The 25299-nt window shown below is 28.6% G+C and carries 28 protein-coding genes; 6 read left to right on the forward strand and 22 right to left on the reverse strand.

What is annotated here, in order from left to right:
- The first annotated feature begins 6 nt into the window (after window positions 1-6).
- Window positions 7-177 carry a 4Fe-4S binding protein gene (locus tag ACI48P_RS12895; protein ID WP_475216297.1) on the forward strand — a complete coding sequence of 57 codons (171 nt, stop codon included), beginning with the start codon at window positions 7-9 and terminating at the stop codon, window positions 175-177.
- Between the two features lie 45 nt (window positions 178-222).
- Here ACI48P_RS12895 and ACI48P_RS12900 read toward each other — a convergent pair whose 3' ends face one another.
- From ACI48P_RS12900 to ACI48P_RS12950, 11 genes are all read right to left on the reverse strand, one after another.
- Window positions 223-699, reverse strand: coding sequence for a hypothetical protein (locus tag ACI48P_RS12900; RefSeq protein ID WP_475216299.1), 477 nt, complete (start codon window positions 697-699; stop codon window positions 223-225).
- Window positions 700-979: 280 nt separating this feature from the next.
- Window positions 980-1996 carry a serine/threonine-protein kinase gene (locus ACI48P_RS12905; protein WP_475216301.1) on the reverse strand — a complete coding sequence of 339 codons (1017 nt, stop codon included), beginning with the start codon at window positions 1994-1996 and terminating at the stop codon, window positions 980-982.
- Entirely contained in the window at window positions 1987-2286 is a 300-nt protein-coding gene (locus ACI48P_RS12910) for a hypothetical protein (RefSeq protein ID WP_475216303.1), read from the reverse strand. Before ACI48P_RS12910 ends, ACI48P_RS12905 begins: the two co-directional genes overlap by 10 nt.
- 145 nt (window positions 2287-2431) lie before the next feature.
- Window positions 2432-2938 (reverse strand): 3'-5' exonuclease, encoded by a 507-nt coding sequence (locus tag ACI48P_RS12915; RefSeq protein ID WP_475216305.1) that lies wholly within the window; start codon window positions 2936-2938, stop codon window positions 2432-2434.
- Window positions 2939-2967: 29 nt separating this feature from the next.
- The gene (locus ACI48P_RS12920; protein WP_475216307.1) at window positions 2968-4050 is read right to left on the reverse strand and encodes a murein hydrolase activator EnvC family protein; all 1083 of its coding nucleotides are present in this window, start codon (window positions 4048-4050) and stop codon (window positions 2968-2970) included.
- Between the two features lie 46 nt (window positions 4051-4096).
- The gene (ftsX, locus tag ACI48P_RS12925; RefSeq protein ID WP_475216309.1) at window positions 4097-4993 is read right to left on the reverse strand and encodes a permease-like cell division protein FtsX; all 897 of its coding nucleotides are present in this window, start codon (window positions 4991-4993) and stop codon (window positions 4097-4099) included.
- On the reverse strand, window positions 4977-5663 hold the full coding sequence (gene ftsE, locus ACI48P_RS12930) for a cell division ATP-binding protein FtsE (RefSeq protein WP_475216311.1): 687 nt from the start codon (window positions 5661-5663) through the stop codon (window positions 4977-4979). Before ftsE ends, ftsX begins: the two co-directional genes overlap by 17 nt.
- Before the next feature lie 202 nt (window positions 5664-5865).
- The gene (locus ACI48P_RS12935; RefSeq protein WP_475216313.1) at window positions 5866-6819 is read right to left on the reverse strand and encodes a S8 family peptidase; all 954 of its coding nucleotides are present in this window, start codon (window positions 6817-6819) and stop codon (window positions 5866-5868) included.
- A gap of 28 nt (window positions 6820-6847) precedes the next feature.
- On the reverse strand, window positions 6848-8050 hold the full coding sequence (locus ACI48P_RS12940; protein WP_475216315.1) for an MORN repeat-containing protein: 1203 nt from the start codon (window positions 8048-8050) through the stop codon (window positions 6848-6850).
- 124 nt (window positions 8051-8174) lie between these two features.
- Window positions 8175-9200, reverse strand: coding sequence for a 3'-5' exonuclease (locus tag ACI48P_RS12945; protein WP_475216317.1), 1026 nt, complete (start codon window positions 9198-9200; stop codon window positions 8175-8177).
- 164 nt (window positions 9201-9364) lie between these two features.
- The gene (locus ACI48P_RS12950; RefSeq protein WP_475216319.1) at window positions 9365-10225 is read right to left on the reverse strand and encodes a tRNA 2-thiocytidine biosynthesis TtcA family protein; all 861 of its coding nucleotides are present in this window, start codon (window positions 10223-10225) and stop codon (window positions 9365-9367) included.
- Window positions 10226-10470: 245 nt separating this feature from the next.
- On the opposite strand from ACI48P_RS12950, the gene ACI48P_RS12955 reads away from it, so the two are divergent.
- Genes ACI48P_RS12955 through ACI48P_RS12965 form a run of 3 tightly spaced genes read left to right on the forward strand, consistent with a single transcriptional unit; the run spans window position 10471 to window position 11553 of the window.
- Window positions 10471-10680, forward strand: a complete 210-nt coding sequence (locus tag ACI48P_RS12955; protein ID WP_475216320.1) for a spore coat associated protein CotJA — start codon at window positions 10471-10473, stop codon at window positions 10678-10680.
- Complete coding sequence (locus tag ACI48P_RS12960) at window positions 10680-10949, forward strand: spore coat protein CotJB (protein WP_475216322.1); 270 nt, start codon at window positions 10680-10682, stop codon at window positions 10947-10949. Before ACI48P_RS12955 ends, ACI48P_RS12960 begins: the two co-directional genes overlap by 1 nt.
- 31 nt (window positions 10950-10980) lie before the next feature.
- Entirely contained in the window at window positions 10981-11553 is a 573-nt protein-coding gene (locus ACI48P_RS12965) for a manganese catalase family protein (protein ID WP_475216323.1), read from the forward strand.
- 36 nt (window positions 11554-11589) lie between these two features.
- On the opposite strand, the gene ACI48P_RS12970 is transcribed toward ACI48P_RS12965, so the two are convergent.
- Both ACI48P_RS12970 and dut read right to left on the reverse strand, forming a co-directional pair.
- On the reverse strand, window positions 11590-11997 hold the full coding sequence (locus tag ACI48P_RS12970) for a hypothetical protein (RefSeq protein ID WP_475216325.1): 408 nt from the start codon (window positions 11995-11997) through the stop codon (window positions 11590-11592).
- A gap of 252 nt (window positions 11998-12249) precedes the next feature.
- A complete protein-coding gene (dut, locus tag ACI48P_RS12975) occupies window positions 12250-12681 on the reverse strand; it encodes a dUTP diphosphatase (protein WP_475216327.1) in 432 nt (143 codons plus the stop codon).
- Window positions 12682-12764: 83 nt separating this feature from the next.
- Here dut and ACI48P_RS12980 point away from each other — a divergent pair, with 83 nt between their 5' ends.
- Both ACI48P_RS12980 and ACI48P_RS12985 read left to right on the forward strand, forming a co-directional pair.
- Entirely contained in the window at window positions 12765-13418 is a 654-nt protein-coding gene (locus ACI48P_RS12980) for a hypothetical protein (protein WP_475216329.1), read from the forward strand.
- A 65-nt stretch (window positions 13419-13483) separates the two neighbouring features.
- Window positions 13484-15691, forward strand: coding sequence for a DNA topoisomerase (locus ACI48P_RS12985; protein ID WP_475216331.1), 2208 nt, complete (start codon window positions 13484-13486; stop codon window positions 15689-15691).
- Window positions 15692-15782: 91 nt separating this feature from the next.
- Here the strand turns inward: ACI48P_RS12985 and ACI48P_RS12990 are convergent, their stop codons facing one another.
- From ACI48P_RS12990 to ACI48P_RS13030, 9 genes are all read right to left on the reverse strand, one after another.
- Window positions 15783-16031, reverse strand: coding sequence for a double zinc ribbon domain-containing protein (locus ACI48P_RS12990; protein WP_475216333.1), 249 nt, complete (start codon window positions 16029-16031; stop codon window positions 15783-15785).
- Between the two features lie 121 nt (window positions 16032-16152).
- Window positions 16153-18777, reverse strand: a complete 2625-nt coding sequence (gene ppdK / locus ACI48P_RS12995; RefSeq protein WP_475216335.1) for a pyruvate, phosphate dikinase — start codon at window positions 18775-18777, stop codon at window positions 16153-16155.
- 44 nt (window positions 18778-18821) lie between these two features.
- Window positions 18822-19658, reverse strand: a complete 837-nt coding sequence (locus tag ACI48P_RS13000; protein WP_475216337.1) for a pyruvate, water dikinase regulatory protein — start codon at window positions 19656-19658, stop codon at window positions 18822-18824.
- 12 nt (window positions 19659-19670) lie between these two features.
- The gene (gene ccpN, locus ACI48P_RS13005) at window positions 19671-20309 is read right to left on the reverse strand and encodes a transcriptional regulator CcpN (RefSeq protein WP_475216339.1); all 639 of its coding nucleotides are present in this window, start codon (window positions 20307-20309) and stop codon (window positions 19671-19673) included.
- 354 nt (window positions 20310-20663) lie between these two features.
- Complete coding sequence (glyS, locus tag ACI48P_RS13010; RefSeq protein WP_475216341.1) at window positions 20664-22730, reverse strand: glycine--tRNA ligase subunit beta; 2067 nt, start codon at window positions 22728-22730, stop codon at window positions 20664-20666.
- On the reverse strand, window positions 22730-23608 hold the full coding sequence (glyQ, locus tag ACI48P_RS13015; RefSeq protein WP_475216343.1) for a glycine--tRNA ligase subunit alpha: 879 nt from the start codon (window positions 23606-23608) through the stop codon (window positions 22730-22732). Before glyQ ends, glyS begins: the two co-directional genes overlap by 1 nt.
- Before the next feature lie 141 nt (window positions 23609-23749).
- Window positions 23750-24352 carry a DUF4342 domain-containing protein gene (locus ACI48P_RS13020; RefSeq protein WP_475216345.1) on the reverse strand — a complete coding sequence of 201 codons (603 nt, stop codon included), beginning with the start codon at window positions 24350-24352 and terminating at the stop codon, window positions 23750-23752.
- A complete protein-coding gene (recO, locus tag ACI48P_RS13025; RefSeq protein ID WP_475216347.1) occupies window positions 24345-25118 on the reverse strand; it encodes a DNA repair protein RecO in 774 nt (257 codons plus the stop codon). The genes ACI48P_RS13020 and recO overlap by 8 nt, the downstream gene beginning before the upstream one ends.
- The gene (locus tag ACI48P_RS13030) at window positions 25084-25239 is read right to left on the reverse strand and encodes a YqzL family protein (protein ID WP_475216349.1); all 156 of its coding nucleotides are present in this window, start codon (window positions 25237-25239) and stop codon (window positions 25084-25086) included. Before ACI48P_RS13030 ends, recO begins: the two co-directional genes overlap by 35 nt.
- Window positions 25240-25299 lie beyond the last annotated feature (60 nt).

Consider the following 25299-nt stretch of genomic DNA (forward strand, 5'->3'; position numbering starts at 1 on the left):
ATAAATATGGCTTATTTTATAACTGATGCTTGTATAAGTTGTGGTGCTTGTGAACCAGAATGTCCAGTTAACTGTATAACTGCTGGTGATGATAAATATGTTATCGACGCTGGAGTATGTATAGAATGTGGTGCATGTAATAGTGTATGTCCAGTTGATGCTCCTCAACCAGAATAATACATACAAAATAACTCCTTATCATAATGTGATAAGGAGTTATTTCTATTTTATATTCATTTTCTTAATTAATAGTTTATTAGTATCCTCATAGTCATTTATGATCTTTAACATAATAGGATCATAAACATTATTTAAAGCAATTCCCATTTTTACAATTTTACTTTCTCTACTTCCTAAACTTCCTATAAAACCATTAATATTTTCTTTATTTGTGCTTACGAAATACTTTGTTGGTGATTCATTTTGATATGGATATATATCAAAGTTTGATAGCTCCATATTAACTAAACTATTATTTTTCACTTCCATTGTAACAATTGCATATGCAGGATATTTTTCTCCTATGTTTATTTTCTCATCTTTTATACTAATGTCTAGTACTTCTATATATAGATTTTCTTTTTCATAATCCTGTAGATATATATATTTACAATTATTATATATCTCCATACTATGACAAGTTATAGTAGTAAAAGTAAATAAGCACAATACAATTATTAAAATATTAGATTTATGCATAAACTCCTCCTTACGTACAGTCTTAGTTTATGCATGGAAATATTTTTCATACATTTATTCAAACAAATATGAATATTGTATAGTTAAATAACGAAAATATTTTTGTCGAATTTTGAAAAAAGTATTGCACTATTTGTCGAAATTTGTTATTATTAATTCAAGGTTATTCCCCTAATAACCGATTATTTTACTCCCCAAATAAAATATATTCCCTAATAAACCCCTTTTTATAATATATTTTACCCCTTTTATAGCCTTACTTGATCGGATTGAAGTAAGGCTATTTTTTTTCGTTCATTTTTATAATATTTCTAATTTCTCTATATCCCTTAGCCTTGCTATCAACTACACTCATAATATTTTTATTACAATTTACATACCATGAATTTTCTTCTTTATATAAAAATATATTAATTTTTTCTCCCAGCTTATTTTTAGTCCATTTATACTTTTCTTTGTTTATTTTCTCATATACCCAGTCTAGGTTATTTTCTATACAACTTAATTCATTCATTATATCTAGGACATCATCATATCTATCATTAGGATTAACGTTTAAACATTTTTCAATTATATTTATCATAGACTTTGGCACATGAGGTAAATATTTTTTTCTTATTGGAAATTTTCCTCTTGCACAGGCTAACTTAAGACTATTTAAATCTTTATACTTTTTAACTTGATTGTTATATTCCTCATTACCATTACACATTCTATATAATGTAGTTCCTATCTGGTAAATATCTATTTTTTTATCAATAGTTGAGTTTGTACATTGCTCAGGCGCTATGTGTTTATAGTAAACATTTTTAAGTTTAGCATTCCCTCTACTATTTAAGTATAATGCAGATCCAAAATCAGTCATTACAGCTTTTCCTTCTTCACTTATCAATATATTATTAGGCTTAATATCACAATGTATAATCCCAATACTATGTATGTATTGAATTGCGGATAAAAAGTCTAATGAGTATTTTATTACTTCTCTTATACTTAAATTTCTAGTTTCAAGTACATGATATAATGATCCATTTTCAAAAAATGGCATAGTAATATATATATATTTATCATCATATGTTGCATGTTTTATTGGCATAATATTTGGATGCTTCGAGTTATAAGTCTTTTGTGATTCTTCAAAATATCTATCCGGATTTTTAAATTTACTTTTATCGATTTGTTTTAAAATAAACTTAGAGCCAAGTTGAGTATCTTCTACTAAATAAAGTGCAGAATTTACCCCTTCTGAATCTATTTTTTTTAATATTCTTAGATTTAATTTAGGATTTATCTCCATATCTCTACCCCACAATTTGAAAGAGCTTCTTCAACTACGCCCTCTATCTTTATATATTCGATTATGTCTATACCTATGTTGTTTTCTATATTTATATGAGCATTTCCTACATTATATTGCTTAATTAAAGTATTAAGTAACTGCCTTATATAAACTAGCTTGCTACCGATATTAAAAGATCTAGGTAGTATAATATTATTTCTTATTTTTTCTAGTTTTTGCTGATTTTCTATAGCATATATATCAAACTCAATTTTATCTATAAATATCTCCAAATCCATAAAAATCATTACCTCAACTCCCCAGAGAAAATAATCTGCCCTTTTATATACTATGATGTTCTTATATTATTAAACACTAGTTTTTGGATAAAATTTATATATTAATAAATTAAAAGAAGCATAAAAATGATAAATCATCTTTATGCTTCTTTTATTATTGTTCATCTTTTATTATTAAAAAAAGTTTAGCTGTAGCCAATGTATCACTATCAGCTCTATGTGCATTTTTATTTTCTATATTGTAATATGCACATGCTGTTTCTAGTTTTTTATTCTTCCCTTTATAGGTTTTATTTTTCTTTAATAGTTCTAATGTGCAAATAAAATTATCAATTTTTTCCAATCTTAACTCTTCTAAGTAATAATTTAAGAATTTCAAATCAAATTTTGCATTATGAGCTATTATAGTTCTATTTCCAATATAATTTCTAAACCTAGGTAAAACTTTTTCTATACTTTCTTCATTTTCTACCATTTCATTGCTAATATTAGTTATATCAGTTATAAACTGAGGAATTTGATTTTTAGGCTTTACAAATCTAGAATAATTTCTAACAATTTTATTGTTAATTATTTCTGTAATTCCTATTTCTATAATCTCGCAACCTTTATATGGATCAAGACCTGTAGTCTCTAAATCTACAACTACATATTCGTTCATTTCATTCTCCTTCTATAAAATAAGTGTAATTATAAATAGTCTACTGGATTAACATGCTTACCATTTATTCTTATTTCGAAGTGTAAGTGTGGCCCTGTTGACATTCCTGTAGAACCAATCTTTGACACAACTTGTCCCTTTTCTACTCTTTGACCAACAGATGCTATAAGTTGACTATTATGTGCGTATAAAGATACTTTACCATCATCATGTTGTATCATTATTGTATTACCATAACTACCTTTTACTCCTGAGTATATAATAGTTCCGTTATCAATTGCAACTGCAGGAGTACCCATTGGTGCAGGTATATCTATACCCGTATGGAATTCTTGAACATTAAGTATTGGGTGGTTTCTATATCCATATCCAGAACTTATTCTACTATATCCTGGCACTGGCCAAGAACCATTTGATATTACTCCTCCGGGTTGTGTATTAGAGTTATTTTGGTTATTTTGATTGTTTTGAGCTTGTTGCTTAGCTATTATATCTTCTATTTCTTTTTGTAAACCTTCTTCTTCTTTAAGAAGCTCTTGTTTTAATTTTTCTACTTCTACTTTATCTTCAGAAACAGTCTGACTATCTTTTTCTAATAGTTTTTTTAATTCTTCTTGTTCATTCTTCTTTTCTTTTAACTCTGCTTCTTTTTGTTCTATTTCAATTTTATTTTCGTCTAGAACTTTCAATACTTCTTTATCTTGATTAACAACTTGCTTAATAATATAAATATTGTTAAAGAAATCTGATAATGAATTACTACTTAATATTACTTTTAAATATCCTAGAGAATAATTATTATTTATCACTTTTAATCTTTTCCCTAAGTATTCTTCATTCTCTTTTATCTGATTTTCAAGCTTTGATATTTCAGCTCTAGTGCTTTCACTCTCAGAATCTATTTGACTTATTTTATTGTTAGTTTCTTTAATATTATTTTCTATTTCTGTTATTCTAGAATTTAAGGCTTCTATTTTCTTATCTAGTGTTGCCTGTTCTTGTCTATTTTCTTCAAGTTTGTTATCTAAATTTTCTTTTTCTCCAGCTGCATATATAAATGTTGTACTCATTAAAACAGAGCAAACAGTTATGATTGATATTAACTTTTTCACAAAATCTTCCCCCAAATCTTTAGTTTTTATACTCTTAGTCGGTAAATTATACTTTTAAATGTCTTTTTACAGATAGAATACTTCCTAAAACTCCAACAGAAATTCCAGTTATAACCAGTACTAATACTAATGATGTAGAGATACTAGTTAAAGGTAAAACTATGTCACCCATTATAGAGTTTAATACTGCTGCAATAGTATCTAATATATAACCATACATTCCAACACATGCTCCAACAGATAAAGCAGCACCTGCTAATCCTATTATAAATCCTTCAACAATAAACGGCGCAATAACAAACCCATTACTTGCTCCAACATATTTTATTATCTGTATCTCTTCTTTCTTACTGTATACTCTACTTTTTATTGTGTTAGATATTATTACAAGACATATTAATAAAAGACAAGCCATCAGTATTACACTAAATTTCTTTATGCTATTAGAAATACTTAAGAAGTTTTCCATAATATCTTGGTAATATTCAACATCTTTTGTACCTTCTATTGTTAATATTTTCGCTGATATTGTTTTTATTTCTTCTGGGTTTTCGATTGTAACTACATAATAATCATCTAAAGGATTGTCTATACCATCCAATAAATATGCATCTTCTCCCCAACTCTTTTTCATGCTGTCAAATGATTCTTCTTTAGTTTTATAAACAATCTCTTTTACACCTGTAATCTTATTGATACTTTGCTTTAATTCGTCAACTTTCTCTTTTTCTAAATCCGGTTGTATAGATACTCTTATTTCATTTATTTCATCTTGTGTTACATTCATAAATTGATTTACATTTAAAACTAGAGTCAAAACTATCCCTAGTATAATCAATGATGATGCTACAGAGATTACTGATAAAAAACTCATCATTTTTGTGCTAAACACACCTTTTATTCCTTGCTTTATGCTATATAAACTTTTAGAAATTAACTTCATATGAATCCCTCTTTGTGTCGCTAATTATTTTTCCTTTTTCAACTTCTATAATTCTTCTAGGAAATAGCTTTAATATTTCAATATCATGAGTTGCCATAATTATAGTAACTCCTTCAGCATTAATATCAGTTAATAGTTTTAATATTTGTATAGAGTTATCTAAATCTAAGTTTCCTGTACACTCATCTGCAATTATTATTGAAGGCTTATTTACAATAGCTCTAGCTATCCCAACTCTTTGACATTCTCCTCCTGATAATTCTGAAGGATATTTATTATGTTTATCCGCTATTCCTACTTTATGTAAAACCTCCATTACTCTAGGCCTTATCTTTTTAGGATTAGTTCCAACTACTCTCATTGCTATCTCAACATTTTCATACACAGTTTTATCTTTTAACAATCTAAATTCTTGAAAAACTATACCTAAATTCCTTCTATAGTTGTGTATTTTACTAGTTTTAATTTTTGTTACTTCTTCACCTAATACTGATAGCCTGCCTGATGATATTTTTTCTTCTCTCGTCATAAGCTTAAGTAAAGTAGATTTACCCGCACCTGAATGACCAACTAAAAAGACAAACTCACCTTGCATTATTCCTAAGTTAATATTTGATAATGATTTTTTGCCATCAGAATATTCTTTATCTACATTAGTAAATTTAATCACTTTTATCACTCCATTACTTTAAAAGATCTAATCTTATGTCATTTTTTTATTTAGTTATATTAATTATAACACTTTTTGTAACTATTTCGTAACTAATTTGTAACTTCCTAATACATTATATCATTTTATGATATAAAAAAAACTCTTATGTATAAACTTACGACTAAGTTATATATACTTAAGAGTTTTTTAGTATCTATTTTTAATATTTTGTATTTTTTTTATTTTTGTTATCCTTTAAATATACTAGCCCATTTCCTTGAACTGTTCTCTCAAAATTAAGCGTTACTGTATGTTTTATTAGTTGTGCGTAGATTTCTTCCTGCGTTAGTTCCCTTTGAAACTCTTTTCTAGACCAATTTTTTAGTAATGCCAAACTTCCACTAACATGAGGTGTTGCCATACTAGTTCCGCTAAGTGATGCAAACTGGTTATTTGGAAATGTCGATACTATATCTACTCCAGGAGCAACAACATCTATAACTGGGTTTGAGTTACTAAAGCTGGCAGGATTTCTTTTTTTGTCTACAGCACCTACTGATATTACATCAACATATGCAGCAGGGTAAGAATACTCAAAATCATTTGCATTTCCATCTCCATCATTACCGGCAGCACATACTACTAATATATTATGTTTAATAGCTTCCTTTACTGCTTTTTCAAGTTTATCACTATTTCCAGGCATGCCTAGAGACATTGAGATAATATCTACTTTTTTTTCAATTGCATAGTATATTGCATTAACTACCCAACTTAATTTCCCCGAACCAGTTCTATCAATCGCCTTAAGTACATATATGTTTGCACTAGGAGCTACACCTAATATTGTGTTATTGTTTCCATTTGCAACAATAGTACCTGTTACATGTGTTCCATGGCCTACTCTATCAATAACTATATTTGGATCTTTACCATCTTCAGAAGTAAAATTTCTAACTCCAATAATATTATTTTTAAGACTTTCATGATTTATATCACATCCTGAATCTATTACTGCTATAGTTATTCCTTCACCCCTACTAGATTCATCCCAAAAACTTTTAGCATTTATCATAGTAACCCCATATGGCATTTTTACATTATTTCCCCTTACCTCATTGTTTAAAATAAACGGTAGTAATTTTACGTTTAAATCTTCATTTTTACTTTTCATAATATACCACTCCAAATTAGTATTATATTTAATTATATATATTTGATGTAGTAATTGTGATTGGAGCATTACGTTTCTTTTTTAGATAAGTACTTATATTTTTAATAAATTCATCTTCTTTATTTCCGTCAATATCTACATTATATATGTACATTACTTCACTTTCACTATCATGTTGGTACTTACCTTCAATTATTTTATTATTAATAATTGTGACTTCAACGCTAGCTCCTGATTTCAAGTAATAGCTTCCTATTTTACCTTTGTTATCTTTTTTCCACTCCCCAATGTATCTATAATCTTTGCATGTATAAGTTCCTATTCCATCTCTCATACCAACTTTATAATCTCCATCATATATACTATTATCACTATATGTATATCTTCCTCTGCCATCAAAAAAGTCATCCTTAAATTTACCTTCATATACATCTTTATTTCTAAACTTTAATATTCCATTGCCACTTCTTAGTCCATACTTATACTCACCTTCATATATATCCCCACTAATATCAACAAAACAACCATGTCCATGATATACATTATCTTTAAAGTCTCCTATGTAACTACACCCATCGCTATAAGTATAACTTCCCTTACCATTTAATTTGTTATTATAAAATTCACCCTCATAAACATCTCCATTAGACTTTATAATTTTTCCTTTACCACATTTTTTATCATCAATCCATAATCCTATATACTTACTGCCATCATTGTAGTATAATACTCCTTTTCCATGCCTTCTGTTATCTTGAAAACTCCCCTTATATATATCTTTATTAATATATGTATATGTACCTATACCTTCTATAACTCCTTCTTTAAAATCACCACTATATATTGAACCATCATTAAAAATATACTTTCCTATACTATTCATTTTGTCATTTTTCCATAGTCCTTCATATCGTTCTTTATTAGAAAAAACACAAACACCAAAACCATTTTTTTGACCGTTCATAAGTTCACCTTTATAAATATCTCCATTATCATACTTACATATTTTTTCCCCTTCAAGCTTGTATGATTTTTTGTTATTATCTTCTACCTTATTTGCATTAATTTCAATAACATCACTTCTAGACCATAAATTAGAGTTTATTTTCTTTTTGAACCTTTCTCTCTTTAGTTTTACTATCTTTTTTGTAATATTTATTAATATAAAAATTGAAGATAAACATACAAACACGGTAATTATTGTAGTTAAATAGTTTGTAATTTGCTTCATACTATTTTCCTCCTTAGATATAATCTGTATGTTAATTTATATTTATAAATATACAAGTATATACATATAAAATAACAATTGTATTATTATTCAAAAATAGAGGAAAGCTGATGATATCAAATTATCAACAGCTTTCCTCTATTAATTCATAAATTTCTATATTCTCTTTTCTCAAATCCTCTATAAATAAGTCTATTATATTTTCAATTTCTTTTAAGTACTCATCTTCATTTAATTTGTATAACATAAGGTCTTCTAGCAAATCCTTAATGTCAAAGTATACATTTTCTAATAAATAAAAATACCCATCATTAATATCTTTTAATTTATCTATTGTATCAAGTTTTCTATTAATATCTCTAAGTACTTCAATATTATTTATCTCTATTTCTTTAAGTGAATTAATATATATATTTACTGTTTTTATTATTTCTAAAGATAATTCATTAATATTGTAGTTTCCATCATTATTATAGAAGTATTTTTTATAACTTTCAAACTTTTCTTCCATTTCTGGATTAACAGCATTGAATGGAGGCTTCATCACATCTTGAATTACTAATATATCTCTAATGCTTTCTTCTTTTTCTAATACATCATCCAAAATATATAAATTATATGCATCATTAAGCGGATCATGTGCATCACCACTAAACTCCACATTCGCATAAGATAATAAATTTTTTAAAGATATATAATTCATACATCTTATTCCATAATCTAAATATTTGTCTTTTATATCAACAAATAAGCTTCTAATATTATTTAAAAATCTTGGATGGTTATATTTTTGAGAACTTATCTTATCCGTATTATTTAAACAAGTTAAGTCTAAGTTTCCAAAAGTATAAATTCCTTCTATTTCCGAAAATTGTCCTAGCCATACTTTAAACTTTCTCATAACTTCTTCATATGTAGGTGCATTAATTAACGCCTCTGAAGTTATTTGAGTAAGTTCTTCTATATGAGGATATACTTCTGTACTAATTATCGGCTTAATTAGCGATTTGAATTTATCTATTTCCCCCGTATTTACATCATATTTAATTGCTCCAATAGCTATTAAATCTGCCTTAAGTAAATCTTTTTTTGTCTTACTATTAGGCATATTCATTTCAAAGTCAATATATATTCTCTTCAATAAACCCACCCTTTCTAACTACCTATATATATATTCTATCATATAAGAAGTCTTCTATCTAAAATTTTTAAAAGAATGTATTTTCAAAATCATGAACATTAATTAATATTTATATCTTTAAGGTATATTGTAAGCCCTAAAAAAACCGTTGATTAATATCAACGGTTTTTTGTTTACTCGTATTTTTCAAGGAATGAATGCTTCACACCATCTTGTTGCCATCCTAAAACTGAATCAATATTTACATTTTCAGCTGCTTTGAATATAGATTTTTCTACATCTTTAAAGTTTGGCTCTAAGCTCTTTATTAAATCTTTTATTTCATATCTTTTGTTACCAGTCTTTTTAGCTGCAACCATACAAGCGCAGTTTAGTGGCCATATTCCGCTATTTTGTATAAATCTTATTATATTTTCTTCTCTTATATAATAAAGAGGTCTTATTATTTGAATTCCATCAAAGTTTGTAGAATTTAATTTTGGCAACATTGTTTTAAAGTTCCCAGCACATAATAAATTCATCATTGTAGTTTCAATTACATCATCATAATGATGACCTAAAGCAAGTTTGTTACATCCTAATTCTTCAGCCTTAGAATATAGTGCCCCTCTTCTCATTCTAGCGCACATATAGCAAGGATAATCACTAGCTATTTCATCTGCTATTTCAAATATTCTTGAATCAAATAAATGTATTGGAATATCTAAATACTCACAGTTATCTACAAGTAGTTGCCTTATATCTTTATGATATCCAGGGTCCATAGCTATAAATTCTAATTCAAAATTAACTTGACCATGTCTTTTTAATTCCTGGAACATTTTTGCCATAAGTAAACTATCTTTACCACCTGATATAGCAACAGCAATTTTGTCGCCTTCTTCTACTAATTTATAATCTCTTACTGCTTTGATAAATTTTGACCATAAATGTTTTCTGTATCTTTTTATTATACTTCTTTCTATGTCTCTTAATGGCTGCCTTTCCTCAAAAGGTACTATAATTTCACAGCCCTTTCCTGCTAAATCACTCACTAAATCACCTCTTTTTTCTGTGAACATGCAAATTATTTTATCATAAACCTTATATGTAATTCAAGTGATACCTGTATTTATAGTAATACAATTTATACCTATATTTTATCATTTATCATATAAAGTTATTATTAATTTAACTTTTATATTTAATAAACTTATTATTCTTGTAACCAATTAATACTGCCTGAATATGATGTTATTAGATAGTCACACTCTATCTAAATTGACAAGGGGGTTTTTCAATGGAGAATAAAGACAGAGGAGTATCGAAAAACTGTGGTTGTGAATTGGCAAGACCATATGTTAATGACCAAGTTTTTACTAAGATGTATAACCTTTCTGCTGCATTAAAGTATGGAACTATATTTCCAGAGTTAAATTTATTAGACTCTAAAATGTATAATAAAGATTTATACTCAACACCTAAAAAAAGATCTGGAGGTAAAAGATAATGAGACAATCTACTAGTAGACAAGACCTATTAAGAAGTGTAGAAGAGCTTTGCTTTGCTTGCTTAGATATGAATCTATACTTAGACAACAACCCAGACGATAAAAATGCTATAAACACTTATAATACTTTATGCGTACAATTTGCACAAGCTAGATGTGCTTATGAAAATAAATATGGGCCATTAACTAATTTTGGTTATGCACCGAGTAAATATCCATGGCAATGGGTTAATCAACCATGGCCTTGGGATAAAGAATTTTACAATTAGATTTTTATAATATTGGGAGGATTGAAATTTTATGTGGATATATCAAAAAACACTACAACATCCGGTTAATCTAAAGACAACTGACCCAACAATGGCTAAGTACCTTATAACTCAATTTGGTGGTCCTAATGGTGAATTAGGTGCAGCTATAAGATATTTAAGCCAAAGATATACTATGCCTACAGGCAAATCTCGTGCTCTTCTTACTGATATTGGTACGGAAGAACTTGCTCATGTTGAAATAATTGCAACTATGGTTTATCAATTAACTTATGATGCTACACCTCAACAGCTAAAAGCTGCTGGTCTTGGCTCTAACTATGCACAAAATGGATTCGGTATTTTCCCTGCTGATTCTAATGGAATACCTTTTAGTACAGCACCAATAGCAGTTATGGGAAATCCTGTTACTGATTTACATGAAGATATGGCTGCTGAACAAAAAGCTTTAGCAACATATTATCATTTAATTAATATGACTGATGATGTTGATATAATAGATGTCTTAAGATTCTTAGGGGAAAGAGAAATAGTTCATTACCAAAGATTCGGTGAGGCACTAATGGACGTTTATGATTTTGAAGAAGGTCAAAGAACATTTTAATATAAAAAGCTCTCCTTTTATTGTAGGAGAGCTTCTTTATATTGTTGATAATACCCTAACTTTGATATCTTCATTTAGAACGCTAAATTCTGATATATTTTCTAATTCACCAATTAGAAACATGTGTAGGTATTCATTTAAAATTTTAAGTGGTGCATAATCATATCTATCAAAGAAATGATTATAAAGATTTTTTATATACTTTAAATAACATTTGTTGATTCTTACTTCTACATATGGAGAAGAAGATTGAGTTCTTGAGTTTTGGAAGTGTTCTTTTAGCCTCATGTATGCACATTCTGAATCTTTTGTAAGAGATAAACTACTTAAGCGTTCATCGAGTGCCTCTTCAATAGTCATAAGAGCAACTCTATTGATAAATAAATCTACATAATAACAGTTTCTACTGTATTTGTATTGATAAAAATCAGTTACCCTATCCATTATATTACTCCTTATATTCATTTTATTTTTTAACAATTAATCACCCTATTATTTTTACATTTCATTTAAATAATTATTCAGAATTTTATTAATACCTTATTTTGTAAATATTCACACAAACTTTATGTCTTATAAAGATATTATATAATAGTAAAAAATTTACTTTCCTCTATAAATTAGCTATACATAAAAAGGTATATACAGATAATTTAATTATCTGTATATACCTTTTCTCATATCCTATTATAACTTTTAGAAACCAGTCGATCCAAAGCCACCTTGTCCTCTATCTGAGTTATTTAAATCTTTTACTTCTTCAATATTTATATCGTATATTGGCTTCACAACCATTTGAGCAATTTTCATATGTTTTGTAACTACAAAGTCACACTCTCCATGATTGATAAGTATAACACCTATTTCACCTCTATATCCTTCATCTATAGTTCCCGGTGAATTTAATACAGTTATACCATGCTTTAAAGCTAAACCACTTCTTGGTCTTACTTGAGCTTCTGTCATCTCTGGTAATTGAATAGATATACCAGTTTTAATAAGTGCTGTTTTTCTAGAAGGAATAACAACCTCTTCTATCGAATATAAATCCATACCAGCATCACCTTCGTGTGCAAAGTTTGGGATTATAGCATCTTCATTTAATTTCTTTATCTTTACTGTGTACAATATGATCTCTCCTTTTTTAGCTTTTGCATACAAATATTATATACCCAAATACATATGGATTATAGACTTTTTGGAGGTTTTTTATGAATAATTTTAGTAATAATATTAATCTAATTCCTATACCATGGATGAAACAAAAACTTGAAGTAATATATGATACAAAAATACTTGGTAATCTATTTATTATGTTCCATACCTTAAACTATGAATACATTGCTAATGTAAGTTCTACAACAGTATATAATTTACTAGATAATTTAAACATTGTTGTAGATGATAGTCATCCTTTATATTTATATTTACCATCAGAAGTAAATGAAGTTACAAAACAATTAATTAGTACATTTAAAGGATTATATAATGATAATGTTTATATTATATTAGGCGGATATAAAGAATTTTATCCAACTAATAATGAACTTGATTGTGTTTCAGATTTATATATGTTTTATCCAAACCTTATTAATAGTGTGTATAAATCATATTTAATTGACTCTACAAACTGTTATGAGATTTTTACTTCATTATGTGATACTCAAAGAGTATACATCGAACCTAGAGTTGCTTGTACTATTACAGGTCCAACATTAAATTATCACATAAAAAATAATAACGCATTAAATGCTACACATATATCATTTGTTAGATTACTTGAAGAATCTTTGTACTGTAATCTATCTGAATACTACTTAAAAGGTCTTACTAATAAAAATAATAATTTTAACTTTAATTACTAGACTGCCTTGCAGTCTATTATTTTTTTGTGATAAGATATTAAATAGTGTTTTTTAAGGAGGTTTATATGAAAATAATACTAGCAGAAAAACCGTCCGTTGCAAAAACTATAGCATCTTTCTTAGGAGCAAAGACTAGGCAAGACGGGTATTTCGAGGGTAACGGATATATTGTCACTTATGCCGTTGGTCATCTAGTAGGGCTCTATGATATGAAAGACTACGATAAAGATAGATATTCAGGTTCATGGAGAATGGATAATTTTCCTTTTATCCCACCAGATAAGTTTAAATTTAAAGTGGATGCTTCAAAAAAGAAGCAGTTTGATATAGTTAAAAATCTTTTACATAGAGACGATATAGAATATGTAATAAATGCAACCGATAACGATAGAGAGGGTGAATTAATATCATTCTTAATATTCTTATTAGCAAAAAATAAAAAACCTGTAAAAAGAATATTAGTAAACGAATGGACACCTGAGGATATAACAAGAGGTATCAATAACCTTAAAGATGACTCAGAAATGAGAAATCTACAAGCAGCTGGATATACAAGACTTATTACCGATTGGCTAATAGGTATTAACTTTACTTCTGCTGCTACTCTTAAATATGGAAATGGTAAGCTTTTAAACATAGGTCGTGTAATTTTACCTACTGTAAAATTAGTTTATGATAGAGATATGGAAATAGCTAATTTTATCCCAAAAACCTACTACGAAATTGAAGGTCTTTTCAAATGTGAAAATGGCGAATATAAAGGTAAATATATAAAAGGTAAAGAAAGTAAATTTGATACAGAAGAAGAAGCCAATGAAGCAATTAATAATATTACTTCATCTACTGGGGTTATTAGTGATAAAAAAGTCACTATGTCTAAGGAATATGCACCTAAGCTATTCAGTTTAACTTCTCTTCAAGGATATATTACTTCTAAACACTCTAATTTCACTTCAGATAAGGTTCTAAGCGTGTGTCAATCCCTTTATGAAGGAAAAGGTAAGGGTGGATATATTACTTACCCTAGAACGGATTCTATTTATCTTGAAGAAAGTTTAACTACTAAGGTTTCTCAAACATTAGATAAACTAAAAGTTGGATTACCTTACGAAAATAAAATTAAGTTTGCTAAAACAAAAAGAGTCTTCGACTCTTCAAAAGTAGATAGCCATAGTGCCATAATTCCAACTTATATCATCCCTACAAATTTAAGCAACGATGAATCAATAGTTTATAATGCAATTAAAGATAGATTTATAGCTAACTTTATGCCACCTGCTGAATTTGAAAATACTGAAATTAAGACAAAGGTAGATGATGGACTTTTCTTAACTAAAGGAAAGGTTTTAAAAACTAAGGGTTATCTTGAAGTTTATAATAAGGAAGAAAAGGACGACTTACTTCCTATGATGAATAAGAATGATATTGTTGATGTTCTTGAAATAAAACCATTAACAAAGCAAACTACACCACCTAAACCATATACTGAAGATACTTTACTTAAAGCTATGAAAAACTGTGGTAAAAATGTATCTGACGATGATACTACTGTATTGTCAGGTTATTCTATAGGTACATCTGCTACTCGTGCAGATGTATTAAAAAAGATTTCTCAAGTTGGATATGTTAATAAAAAAGGAAAGTCTTATTTTGTAACAGATTTAGGTAAAAACTTAGTTGAAATTTTCCCTGTAAAAGACTTATTCGACGTAGACTATACTGGTAAACTTGAAAAAAGCTTAAGCGATATTCAAAAAGGTCAATTTACTAGAAAAGAATATTTAACTAATATTATGAGCTTTATTGTTCAAAATGTTGAACTTATAAAAAGAGATAGACCTAAAAATATAAGTACTGAAAACTATGTATATAACCCAAAGACAAAGAAATTTACTAAGGAGTCTTCTAAAAATAGTGCTAAAGAAAATTCAAAAGCTAGCACACGATCAAAAAAAACAACTTCTAGTGATAGTAAAACTGATTCTTTAGGTAAATGCCCTATCTGTCAAAATAATGTTTTAGAATCAGAAAAAGGATTTATATGCACAAACTATAAAGAATGTAAATTTGGAATATGGAAAAATGATAAATTCTTAGAATACTATAAGAAAAAACCAAATAAAACCATGGTAAAAAGCATACTAAAAAATGGACAAGCTAAGGTTAAATCATTAACATCAAAGCAAGGAACTAAATTCGATGCAACACTAAAATACTCTAAAAAACCAAATGGATATTTTGGATGGGATCTTGAAGTTGATAAAGGAAACTAAATATAATTAAAAAATAATTTATATAAAAAGGGAAAAGAATCAATAACATTGCTTCTTTTCCCTTTTTATTGTAATACTACTATATTAATTATTAATCTTTATCATAAAAAGTTTCGTCTATTTTGGATCTAGCCATTTTCATTATTTCTGAAATATTATATCCTTTTAATTTGCAACCACATTTCGGACAATACTCTAATTTTTTTGATACTAATGCCCTGCAACTCGGTTCCGGACATCTAGTTTTTGCTAGTACTTGAGAAACCTTCAATCCACATCTTGGGCAAATTGTACCTGGTCTTGACGATACTTCTTTTCCACATCTTGGACATTTAGTCATTTTATCTCCCCCATCTATTAACTTACATTAAAATACTCCTTTATTAATCTATGATGTTGGCTTAAATAAGTTTCACATGTCATTGACTAAATAAAGGAGTATTATAAAATAATTTTTAAATTTATCTAGGGTTTCTTATTGCAGCTTGAGCTGCTGCAAGTCTTGCTATTGGTACTCTGTATGGCGAACAAGATACATAGTTTAATCCAGTATTATAACAGAACTCCACTGAACTAGGTTCTCCTCCATGCTCTCCACAAATACCTAGCTTAATATTAGGTTTTACTGACTTACCTAATTTAACTCCCATTTGTACAAGCTTACCTACACCTCTTTGGTCTAGAACTTGGAATGGGTCTTTTTCAAGTATTTCTCTATTTACATATTCACCTAAGAACTTACTAGAGTCATCTCTTGAATATCCAAAAGTCATTTGTGTTAAGTCATTTGTTCCAAAGCTGAAGAAGTCTGCTTCTTTAGCTATTTCATCAGCAAGAAGACATGCTCTTGGTATTTCAATCATTGTTCCTATAGTATATTCTACATCTACATTTTCTTCTTCTATTATCTTATCTGCTGTTTCTTTTATTATATCTCTTATTATCTTAAATTCATTTATTTCTCCTACTAGAGGAATCATTATTTCAGGTTTTACAATAGCCCCTTGTCTTGTAGCTTCTATAGCACCTTGTATTATTGCTTTCGCTTGCATTTCACATATTTCTGGGAATGTTATTGCAAGTCTACAACCTCTATGTCCTAACATTGGATTAAACTCATCTAAATCTACTATTCTTTTCTTAATTTCACTTTTAGGAATATCCATAGACTTAGCTAATTCTTCTATTGTTTCTTCATCATGAGGTAAGAATTCATGTAGTGGTGGATCTAATAATCTTATATTTACGCTCTTACCATCCATTACCTTAAACATTTCAGTGAAATCTTCTCTTTGCATCGGTAAAAGTTTTTCTAAAGCTACTAATCTTTGCTCTAGAGTCTTAGATAATATCATTTCTCTTACTGCTGGTATTCTATCTTCTTCAAAGAACATATGCTCAGTTCTACATAAACCTATACCTTCTGCACCAAAGCTTAAAGCTGTTTTAGCATCTCTAGGATTATCTGCATTAGTTCTTACCATCATAGTTTTATATTTATCAACCCAAGTCATTAGTTTCTCAAAGTTTCCTGTTAAAGCAACTTCTGTTTTCTTAACTTCTCCTATATATACACAACCAGTTGAACCATCTAAAGAAATATATTCACCTTCTTTTATTACCACATCTTCTGTTCTTATTTCTTTATTGTATTCGTCTACTTTTATTTCACCACAGCCTGCTACACAACATTTACCCATTCCTCTTGCTACTACGGCTGCATGAGATGTCATACCACCTCTAGCAGTAAGTATGCCTTGAGCACAAATCATACCTTCTATATCTTCAGGTGATGTTTCTAATCTTACTAATATAGCATTTTCACCATTTTCAGCAGCTTTTATTACATCTTCAGCATTAAAGTATACTTTACCACTACTAGCTCCAGGTGATGCTGGAAGTCCTTTAGCAATTACTGTAGCACTTTTTAAAGATTTACTTTCGAAGTTTGGATGTAATAGTTGGTCTAATTGATTAGGCTCTATTCTTAATATAGCTTCTTTTTCATCTATTATATTATCTTCAACTAAATCAACTGCTATGCTTATAGCTGCTGTAGCTGTTCTTTTTCCATTTCTAGTTTGTAGTATATATAATTTTTCTCTCTCTATAGTAAACTCTATATCTTGCATATCTTTATAATGATTTTCAAGTATAGCCGTTATTTTCACAAATTCATCGTATGCTTTAGGCATAACTTCTTTAAGTGTAGAAATATCTTGAGGTGTTCTTATCCCTGCAACAACGTCTTCTCCTTGTGCATTCATTAAGAATTCACCAAACAATTTATTTTCTCCTGTTGATGGGTTTCTAGTAAATGCAACTCCTGTACCACTAGTTTCACCCATATTTCCAAATACCATTGATTGAATATTAACTGCAGTACCTAAATTATGAGGTATATCATGTAGTTTTCTATATACCATTGCACGAGGATTATTCCAAGATTTAAATACAGCTTTTATTGCTAATAGTAACTGCTCTTTTGGTTCTTGTGGGAATTCAGTTTTAATTTCTTTTTTATAAACTTCTTTATACTGTCTTACTACTTCCTTTAAATCTTCTACTTTTAAGTCTGTGTCAAACTTATAGCCTTTTGACTCTTTTACTTTGTCTAATATGTTTTCAAATTTGTATTTAGGAACACCCATAGCTACATCTGAAAACATTTGAATAAATCTTCTGTAACTATCATAAGCAAATCTTTCATTTTGTGTTGCTTCACATAATGCTACTACACTAGTATCATTTAAACCAAGGTTTAATATTGTATCCATCATTCCTGGCATTGAGAATACTGCACCTGAACGAACAGATATTAATAGTGGATTTTCATTGCATCCTAATTGCTTTTCTAATTGCTTTTCTAAATTTTCTAAGTGGTTATCTATCTCTTTAACTATTTCATCTCTTATTATTTCTTTATTTTCATAATAATCGTTACATGCATTAGTTGTTATTGTAAATCCAGGAGGTACTGGTAAACCTATTTTAGTCATTTCTGCTAAGTTAGCTCCCTTGCCTCCTAATAAATTTTTCATCTCTTTGTTACCTTCATTAAAACTATAAACATATTTAGCTTCCATTATTTAATCCCCCATTCACTTATTTTTTATCACATTTATACATTTTATCTTTCTTTATCCTTGTATATATTAAGCCCATTTTCTTTTAGTATATCTAGTATTATACCTGCAGTTTCTTCTATTGCCTTACTTGATACATCAATAACAGGGCATCCAACCTTTTTCATTACCTCTTCAGAATAATCAAGTTCTTGTAGTATTCTTTCAAGATTTGCATAACTTGCATTACTTGAAAGACCTAAAGCTTTTAGTCTTTCTTGTCTTATTTGGTTTAACTTTTCAGGCGTGTTAGTAAGTCCAATTATTTTTTTAGGATTTATTTCAAATACTTCCTTTGGTATTGGTATTTCAGGAACTAAAGGTACATTTGCTACCTTCATGTTTTTATTAGCTAAATACATACTTAAAGGAGTCTTCGATGTTCTTGATATTCCAAGTAAAACTATATCTGCTTTTAATATACCTCTTGGGTCTTTCCCATCATCATATTTGACTGCAAATTCTATTGCTTCAACTCTTTTAAAGTATGAGTCATCTAACTTTCTGATTATACCTGGTTCTCTCTTAGGCTTTGTATTAGTCTTTTTAGCTATTTCCTTTAATATTGGAGTCATTAAATCTACATGACTTAATCCTTCCTTCTCACAATATTCTTTTGTTGTATTTAGTAGTTTTTCATCTACTAGTGTATAAACTATTATTGCATCCTCACTTTTAGCACTACTTAGAACGTCTAATAAAAATTTATCATCTACCACATAAGGAAATCTTCTTATTTCAAAATCTTCATTTATCGTAAACTGAGATACAGCAGCTTTAGTAACTTGTTGAGCAGTTTCTCCTACCGAGTCTGAAATTACATAAACAATTAAATTCTCCATATATATTCCTCCTTAATTGTCCACTATTTCTAAGAATAGTTTTGTTATATTAGTTTTTGATAGTCTTCCAACTACCTTTATATGGTTTTCATCATCTTTGCTATATTCAACTACCGGTACGGAATCAACTTCATGCTCTATTAACTTTTTCACTGCTATAATAATGTCTTCATCTTTACTAATAGTTATTACATTTGGCGTTCTAGTCATTATCATTCCTATAGGCATCTTATTTATATCATTTCCTCCTATAGTAGCTTTTAATAAGTCTTTTCTAGAAACTACACCACATAAATTTTCATTGTCATCTATAATAAAAATACTACCTACATCTGATAAAAACATAGTAACTATAACATCATATATACTAATATCTTTTTTTACTACTATAGGCATGCTCATTATATCTTCAACTTTTTTATCCTTAAGTTTATTATTGATTAAGTTTATCTCACTAACTCCAGAATAAAAATATCCAACCTTAGGTCTAGCATCTAGTATACCTGTCATAGTTAATATAGCTAAATCTGATCTCAGTGTAGCACGAGTTAGATTTAGGTGAGCTGCAATACTCTCACTAGTTATTGGCTCATTTGCTTTTACTATATCAATTATCTTTAATTGTCTTTGATTAAGTTGAATAATAATCACCTTCTTTCTTTGTGCTATACTTTTAAATCAATATTAAGCTTATATATTTATATTATATGTTCATATAAGCCATATTGTAAACTCTTTTTTGTATAAATGTGATATATTTTTTATTATTTAGTGTACACTATATCTATTTTATATGTATTAATGGGCTATACATATTAAATAATGCAGCTAAATTGTTTATGTTCATCTAATATTATAATATATATTTCTATATATTAAGCACTTTATATTAATTTTTTTATTATTATTTCCCACTTATTACATATGTATTGTGTGTAATAATAAGTTTTTTCAATAAAAAGTTCAAAAAACAAAGAAATGCCACTAATTCTAGTGGCATTTTGCTTACTTATATACAATCTTAGATAAATCGCATATTTTTAACATTGTTTCATAGATTTGTCTTAATAAAGCTAGTCTGTTGTTTTTAATAGCTTCATCTTTATCCATAACCATTACATTGTCAAACATATTATCTATTACAGGTCTTAATGATGCAAAAGCATCTAAAGCTTCACTATAATTTTTATCTAATAATAACTTTTCAACTTTTTCTTTTGTATTTTTAAATTCATTATATAAGTTTACTTCTGCTTCTTCTTTTAATAGATTTTCGTTTACTTCACTGCTATCAGATTTTTGAGCTAATGTTGATACTCTGTTGAAAGCAGTTAACATTTCAACTAATTCGTCTTTTTGTAACCAGTTATTAAGTTCAACAGCTCTAGTGTGCATATCACTAATGTCGTTTATCTCTGAACTTAATACAGCATCTATTACATCATATCTTATTCCTAATTCTCTAAATAAGTTTTTAATTCTTTCTTTGAAGAATTCCATTATTTGAGCTGTTACTTCTTCTTTATTGAATTCTAATTCACTATAGTTATCTAAAGCAAATCCTACTAATTCCTCTAAATTAACGTCTAGTTTTTTATCCATAAGTATGCTTAATATACCTAAAGCTTGACGTCTTAAAGCATAAGGGTCCTGAGATCCTGTAGGTTGTATACCTATTGCAAAGAATCCTGCTATAGAATCTAATTTATCAGATATAGATAATACAATACCAGGGTTAGTTTGAGGAAGTATATCTCCTGCAAATCTTGGTAAGTAATGCTCAAATATAGCTTCACAAACAGCTTCGTTTTCTCCACTTACTTTAGCATATTCTCTACCCATAATACCTTGTAATTCAGTGAATTCAAATACCATACCTGTTACTAAGTCAGCCTTTAATATTCTAGCTGCTCTCTTAGTATCATCAGCCTCACTTGATAAGTTTAATGCATTTATTATGTTGTTACTTAAACTTTCTATTCTTAATGACTTATCATATATTGTTCCTAGCTTAGCTTGGAAAACAACAGTTTTTAACTTATCACAATAGCTTTCTAAGTTCTTCTTAGTATCTTCTTTGTAGAAGAATAATGCATCTGCAAGTCTAGCTTCTAAAACTTTTTCATTACCAGCTTTAACTTTTTCTATACAATGAGCATCACCATTTCTAACTGCTATAAAGTTAGGAAGTAGTTTACCATCTTTTAATACTGGGAAGTATCTTTGATGCTCTTTCATAGGGGTAGTTACTACTTCTTTAGGTAATTTTGCATAATCCTCATCAAATTCTCCATAGAAAGCAGTAGGATATTCAACTAAGTGTGTTATTTCTTCAAGTAAATCTTCGTCAAATTCAACTTCTCCACCTAATTTATTTGCAACTTCTATACATTGCTTCTTAATAAGCTCTTTTCTCTTTTCTTGGTCTAATATAACAAAGTTTTCTTCTAACTTATTGTAGTAGTCTTCTAAAGAACTTACTTCAAATTCACTTTGACCTAAGAATCTATGACCTTTTGTTTTATTAGATGATACTATTCCTTCTAAGTATATTTCTAAAACATCATCATTTAATAAAGTTACCATCCATCTTATAGGTCTAACAAATCTCATGTTCTTTCCACCCCAACGCATTGCCTTTGGGAATGTAACATTCTTTATACAATCAGGTAATATGTTCTTTAATACTTCACTTGTTTCTTTTCCTTCTTGTCTTATAGTTCCGTAAAGATATTCATCTTTACCCATTTGCTTAAAGCAAACTTCTTCTTCTTTTAATCCCTTACTCTTCATAAATCCAAGTGCAGGCTTTGTAAAGTTTCCATCTGTATCTAAAGCTATTTTCTTAGAAGGTCCTTTTACTTCTTCTTCTAAGTTGCTTTGCTTATCACTTATACCTTTAACTACTAAAGTTAATCTTCTAGGTGTACCAAAAGTTTCTATATTATCAAATTCTACTCTATTTTCATTTAGTGATTTATTTAAATTATTCTTTAATTGGTCTAAAGTACTGCTTACAAATCTTGATGGCATTTCTTCAACACCAATTTCAAATAAAAGATATTTACTCATTACTTGTCACCTTCCTTTATAAGAGGGTATCCCATTTCTTCTCTTTGTTTTACATATACTGAAGCTACTTCTTTAGTCATATTTCTAACTTTACCTATAAATGAAGCTCTTTGGCTAACCCCTATAGCTCCTCTTGCATCTAGTGTATTAAAGGTATGAGAGCATTTTAAAACATAATCATATGCAGGTATTACTAAACCTCTTTCTATAAGTCTTAATGCTTCTTTTTCATATATGTCAAATAAATTAAATAACATTTCTGCGTCACATTCTTCAAACGCATACATTGAGTTTTCGTACTCTGCTTTTTTGAATACATCTCCATATGTTATTTCATCATTCCATTTTAAATCATAAACACTGTCTACTTCTTGTATGTACATTGCTAATCTTTCAAGTCCGTATGTTATTTCTCCAGTTTCAAGCTCACACTCGATACCTCCAACTTGTTGGAAATATGTAAACTGAGTTATTTCCATACCATCTAGCCATACTTCCCATCCAAGTCCCCATGCTCCAACTGTAGCTGCTTCCCAGTTGTCTTCAACGAATCTTATGTCATGCTCCATTGGATTTATTCCTATAGCCTCTAAACTTCCTAAATATAACTCTTGTATATTATCAGGAGATGGCTTTAATATAACTTGGAATTGGTGATGTTGATATAATCTGTTTGGGTTTTCTCCGTATCTACCATCTGCTGGTCTTCTAGACGGCTCCACATAACACACTGTCCAAGGTTCTGGACCTAAAGATCTTAAAAGTGTATTAGGGTTCATTGTCCCAGCACCTTTTTCAACATCATAAGGTTGCATCATGATACATCCTTGCTTAGCCCAGTAGTCTTGCAATGTTAGTATCATATTTTGAAAATTCATAATAATACCTCCTGTTTTTTCATTTGCTTATTTTATAACAACAAAGCCTTTCGTCTACACGAAAGGCCAATAAATAGTTCTTTTATAACTTTTAGAATATCAAATAGTGTAAAATTTGTCAACCTAGACACTGGTATCTACCTATTTTTGTTCGTCTTTTTCATTATTCATATCATCAAATTCTTTCATTAGTTCGTCAGTTATATCTTTATTGTCTTTTTTCTTATCAACTACTACGTCTTTTACTTCTTTCGCAGTGTTAGTTAGCATTTGCTTTAACATATTTAATTTTTCTTCGTTTAATTCGCCTAGATCTACAACTGAACCATCATCTTCATTTTGTATTTTTATGTGATATTTACCAATAACAGCAGCAGATAAACCAACTAATGTATATAATGGTCCTAGAGCTATTCCTACAACTCCTAATGTTAAAGGTATATTAACTATAACTTTTCCATTTTTTTCTACCATTATTCTTATTACACTACTTTTCTTTAGTAACTCTTTTAATTGATTAGTTATTTCTTTTAAGTCTTCAGAGTCCTTTGAGAACATGTCTTTAGAAAACACATCTTCAACTTTTTTCTTTGCCTTACTACTATAACTTTTACTTTCTAGTAATATTATTGCTTCAATTACATCTCCATCACTTTGAAGTAATGCTTCTTTCGCTTCAGAATAAGTAGCACTTGGTACTCTTTCTAATATTGCATCTAGCTTTTCAATAGTTATATTACTCACCCTTATCAACTCCCTTATCATTTTGTATACTTTGCAATAAGTATAGTGATTTTAAATTAATGTTGTCAACATAAACATTTAAATATGCCTTTAATATATTTTGTAACTCATATACTATATACTTTGATACTTTTGCTTTACTGCATTGTAGTATATCGTTACTTAATATATATTCCATAAGTCTGATAGTTGTTAAATCTATTTTAGAATTATCTTCAAATATTTCACTACAATTTCTACATAATACTCCACCTTCGTGAATGTTAAAAACAGAATCTTTTAATTCTTTACTTTGGCAATTAATACATCTAGTTACTACAGGCTTAAATCCTATATAATCTAGAAATTTTAGTTCAAATGCATGAGTAATAAATTTTTTGTCTGCATCTTCTTGCGTATATAAATATAAGGTTTGAGCAAGTAGTACAAACAATCTATTATTAGTTTGATTCTCAACTGTGGAACTTTCTACTAGCTTTGTAACATAAGTAGAATATGAAAATGCCTCAATATCATATGATAGGTCATAAAAACTCTTTATAATATCACCTTGACTTACCCTATACATATTACCTTGTTTTTTTAATGTAAAGTTAGAATAGGAAAAAAGCTGCGATGAGGATAAAAGAGAGCTTTTATTTTTTTTAGCTCCCTTAGCTAGTGCAGCTACTTTTCCCAGTTTTCTAGTAAACAAAGTTAATATTACATCATTTTCTTCATATCTAACCGCTTTAAGTACTATCCCCTGGGTATTCAATACTATCATTGTTGTTATTTATCTCCCTCATACTTTCATTTTCGTCTTGTAAGTTTTCTCTGTCACGCAAATATAGGTAGGCTTCTATGCTACCCGTATTTTTAAAAACTTCCCAACATAAATTGTTCATTTTTAAAAAACCCCCTCCTTACGCTTATATTTATATTTTTAGTAAGAAGAGGGTAAATAA

This window comes from Romboutsia sp. LXY-2 (assembly GCF_056171995.1).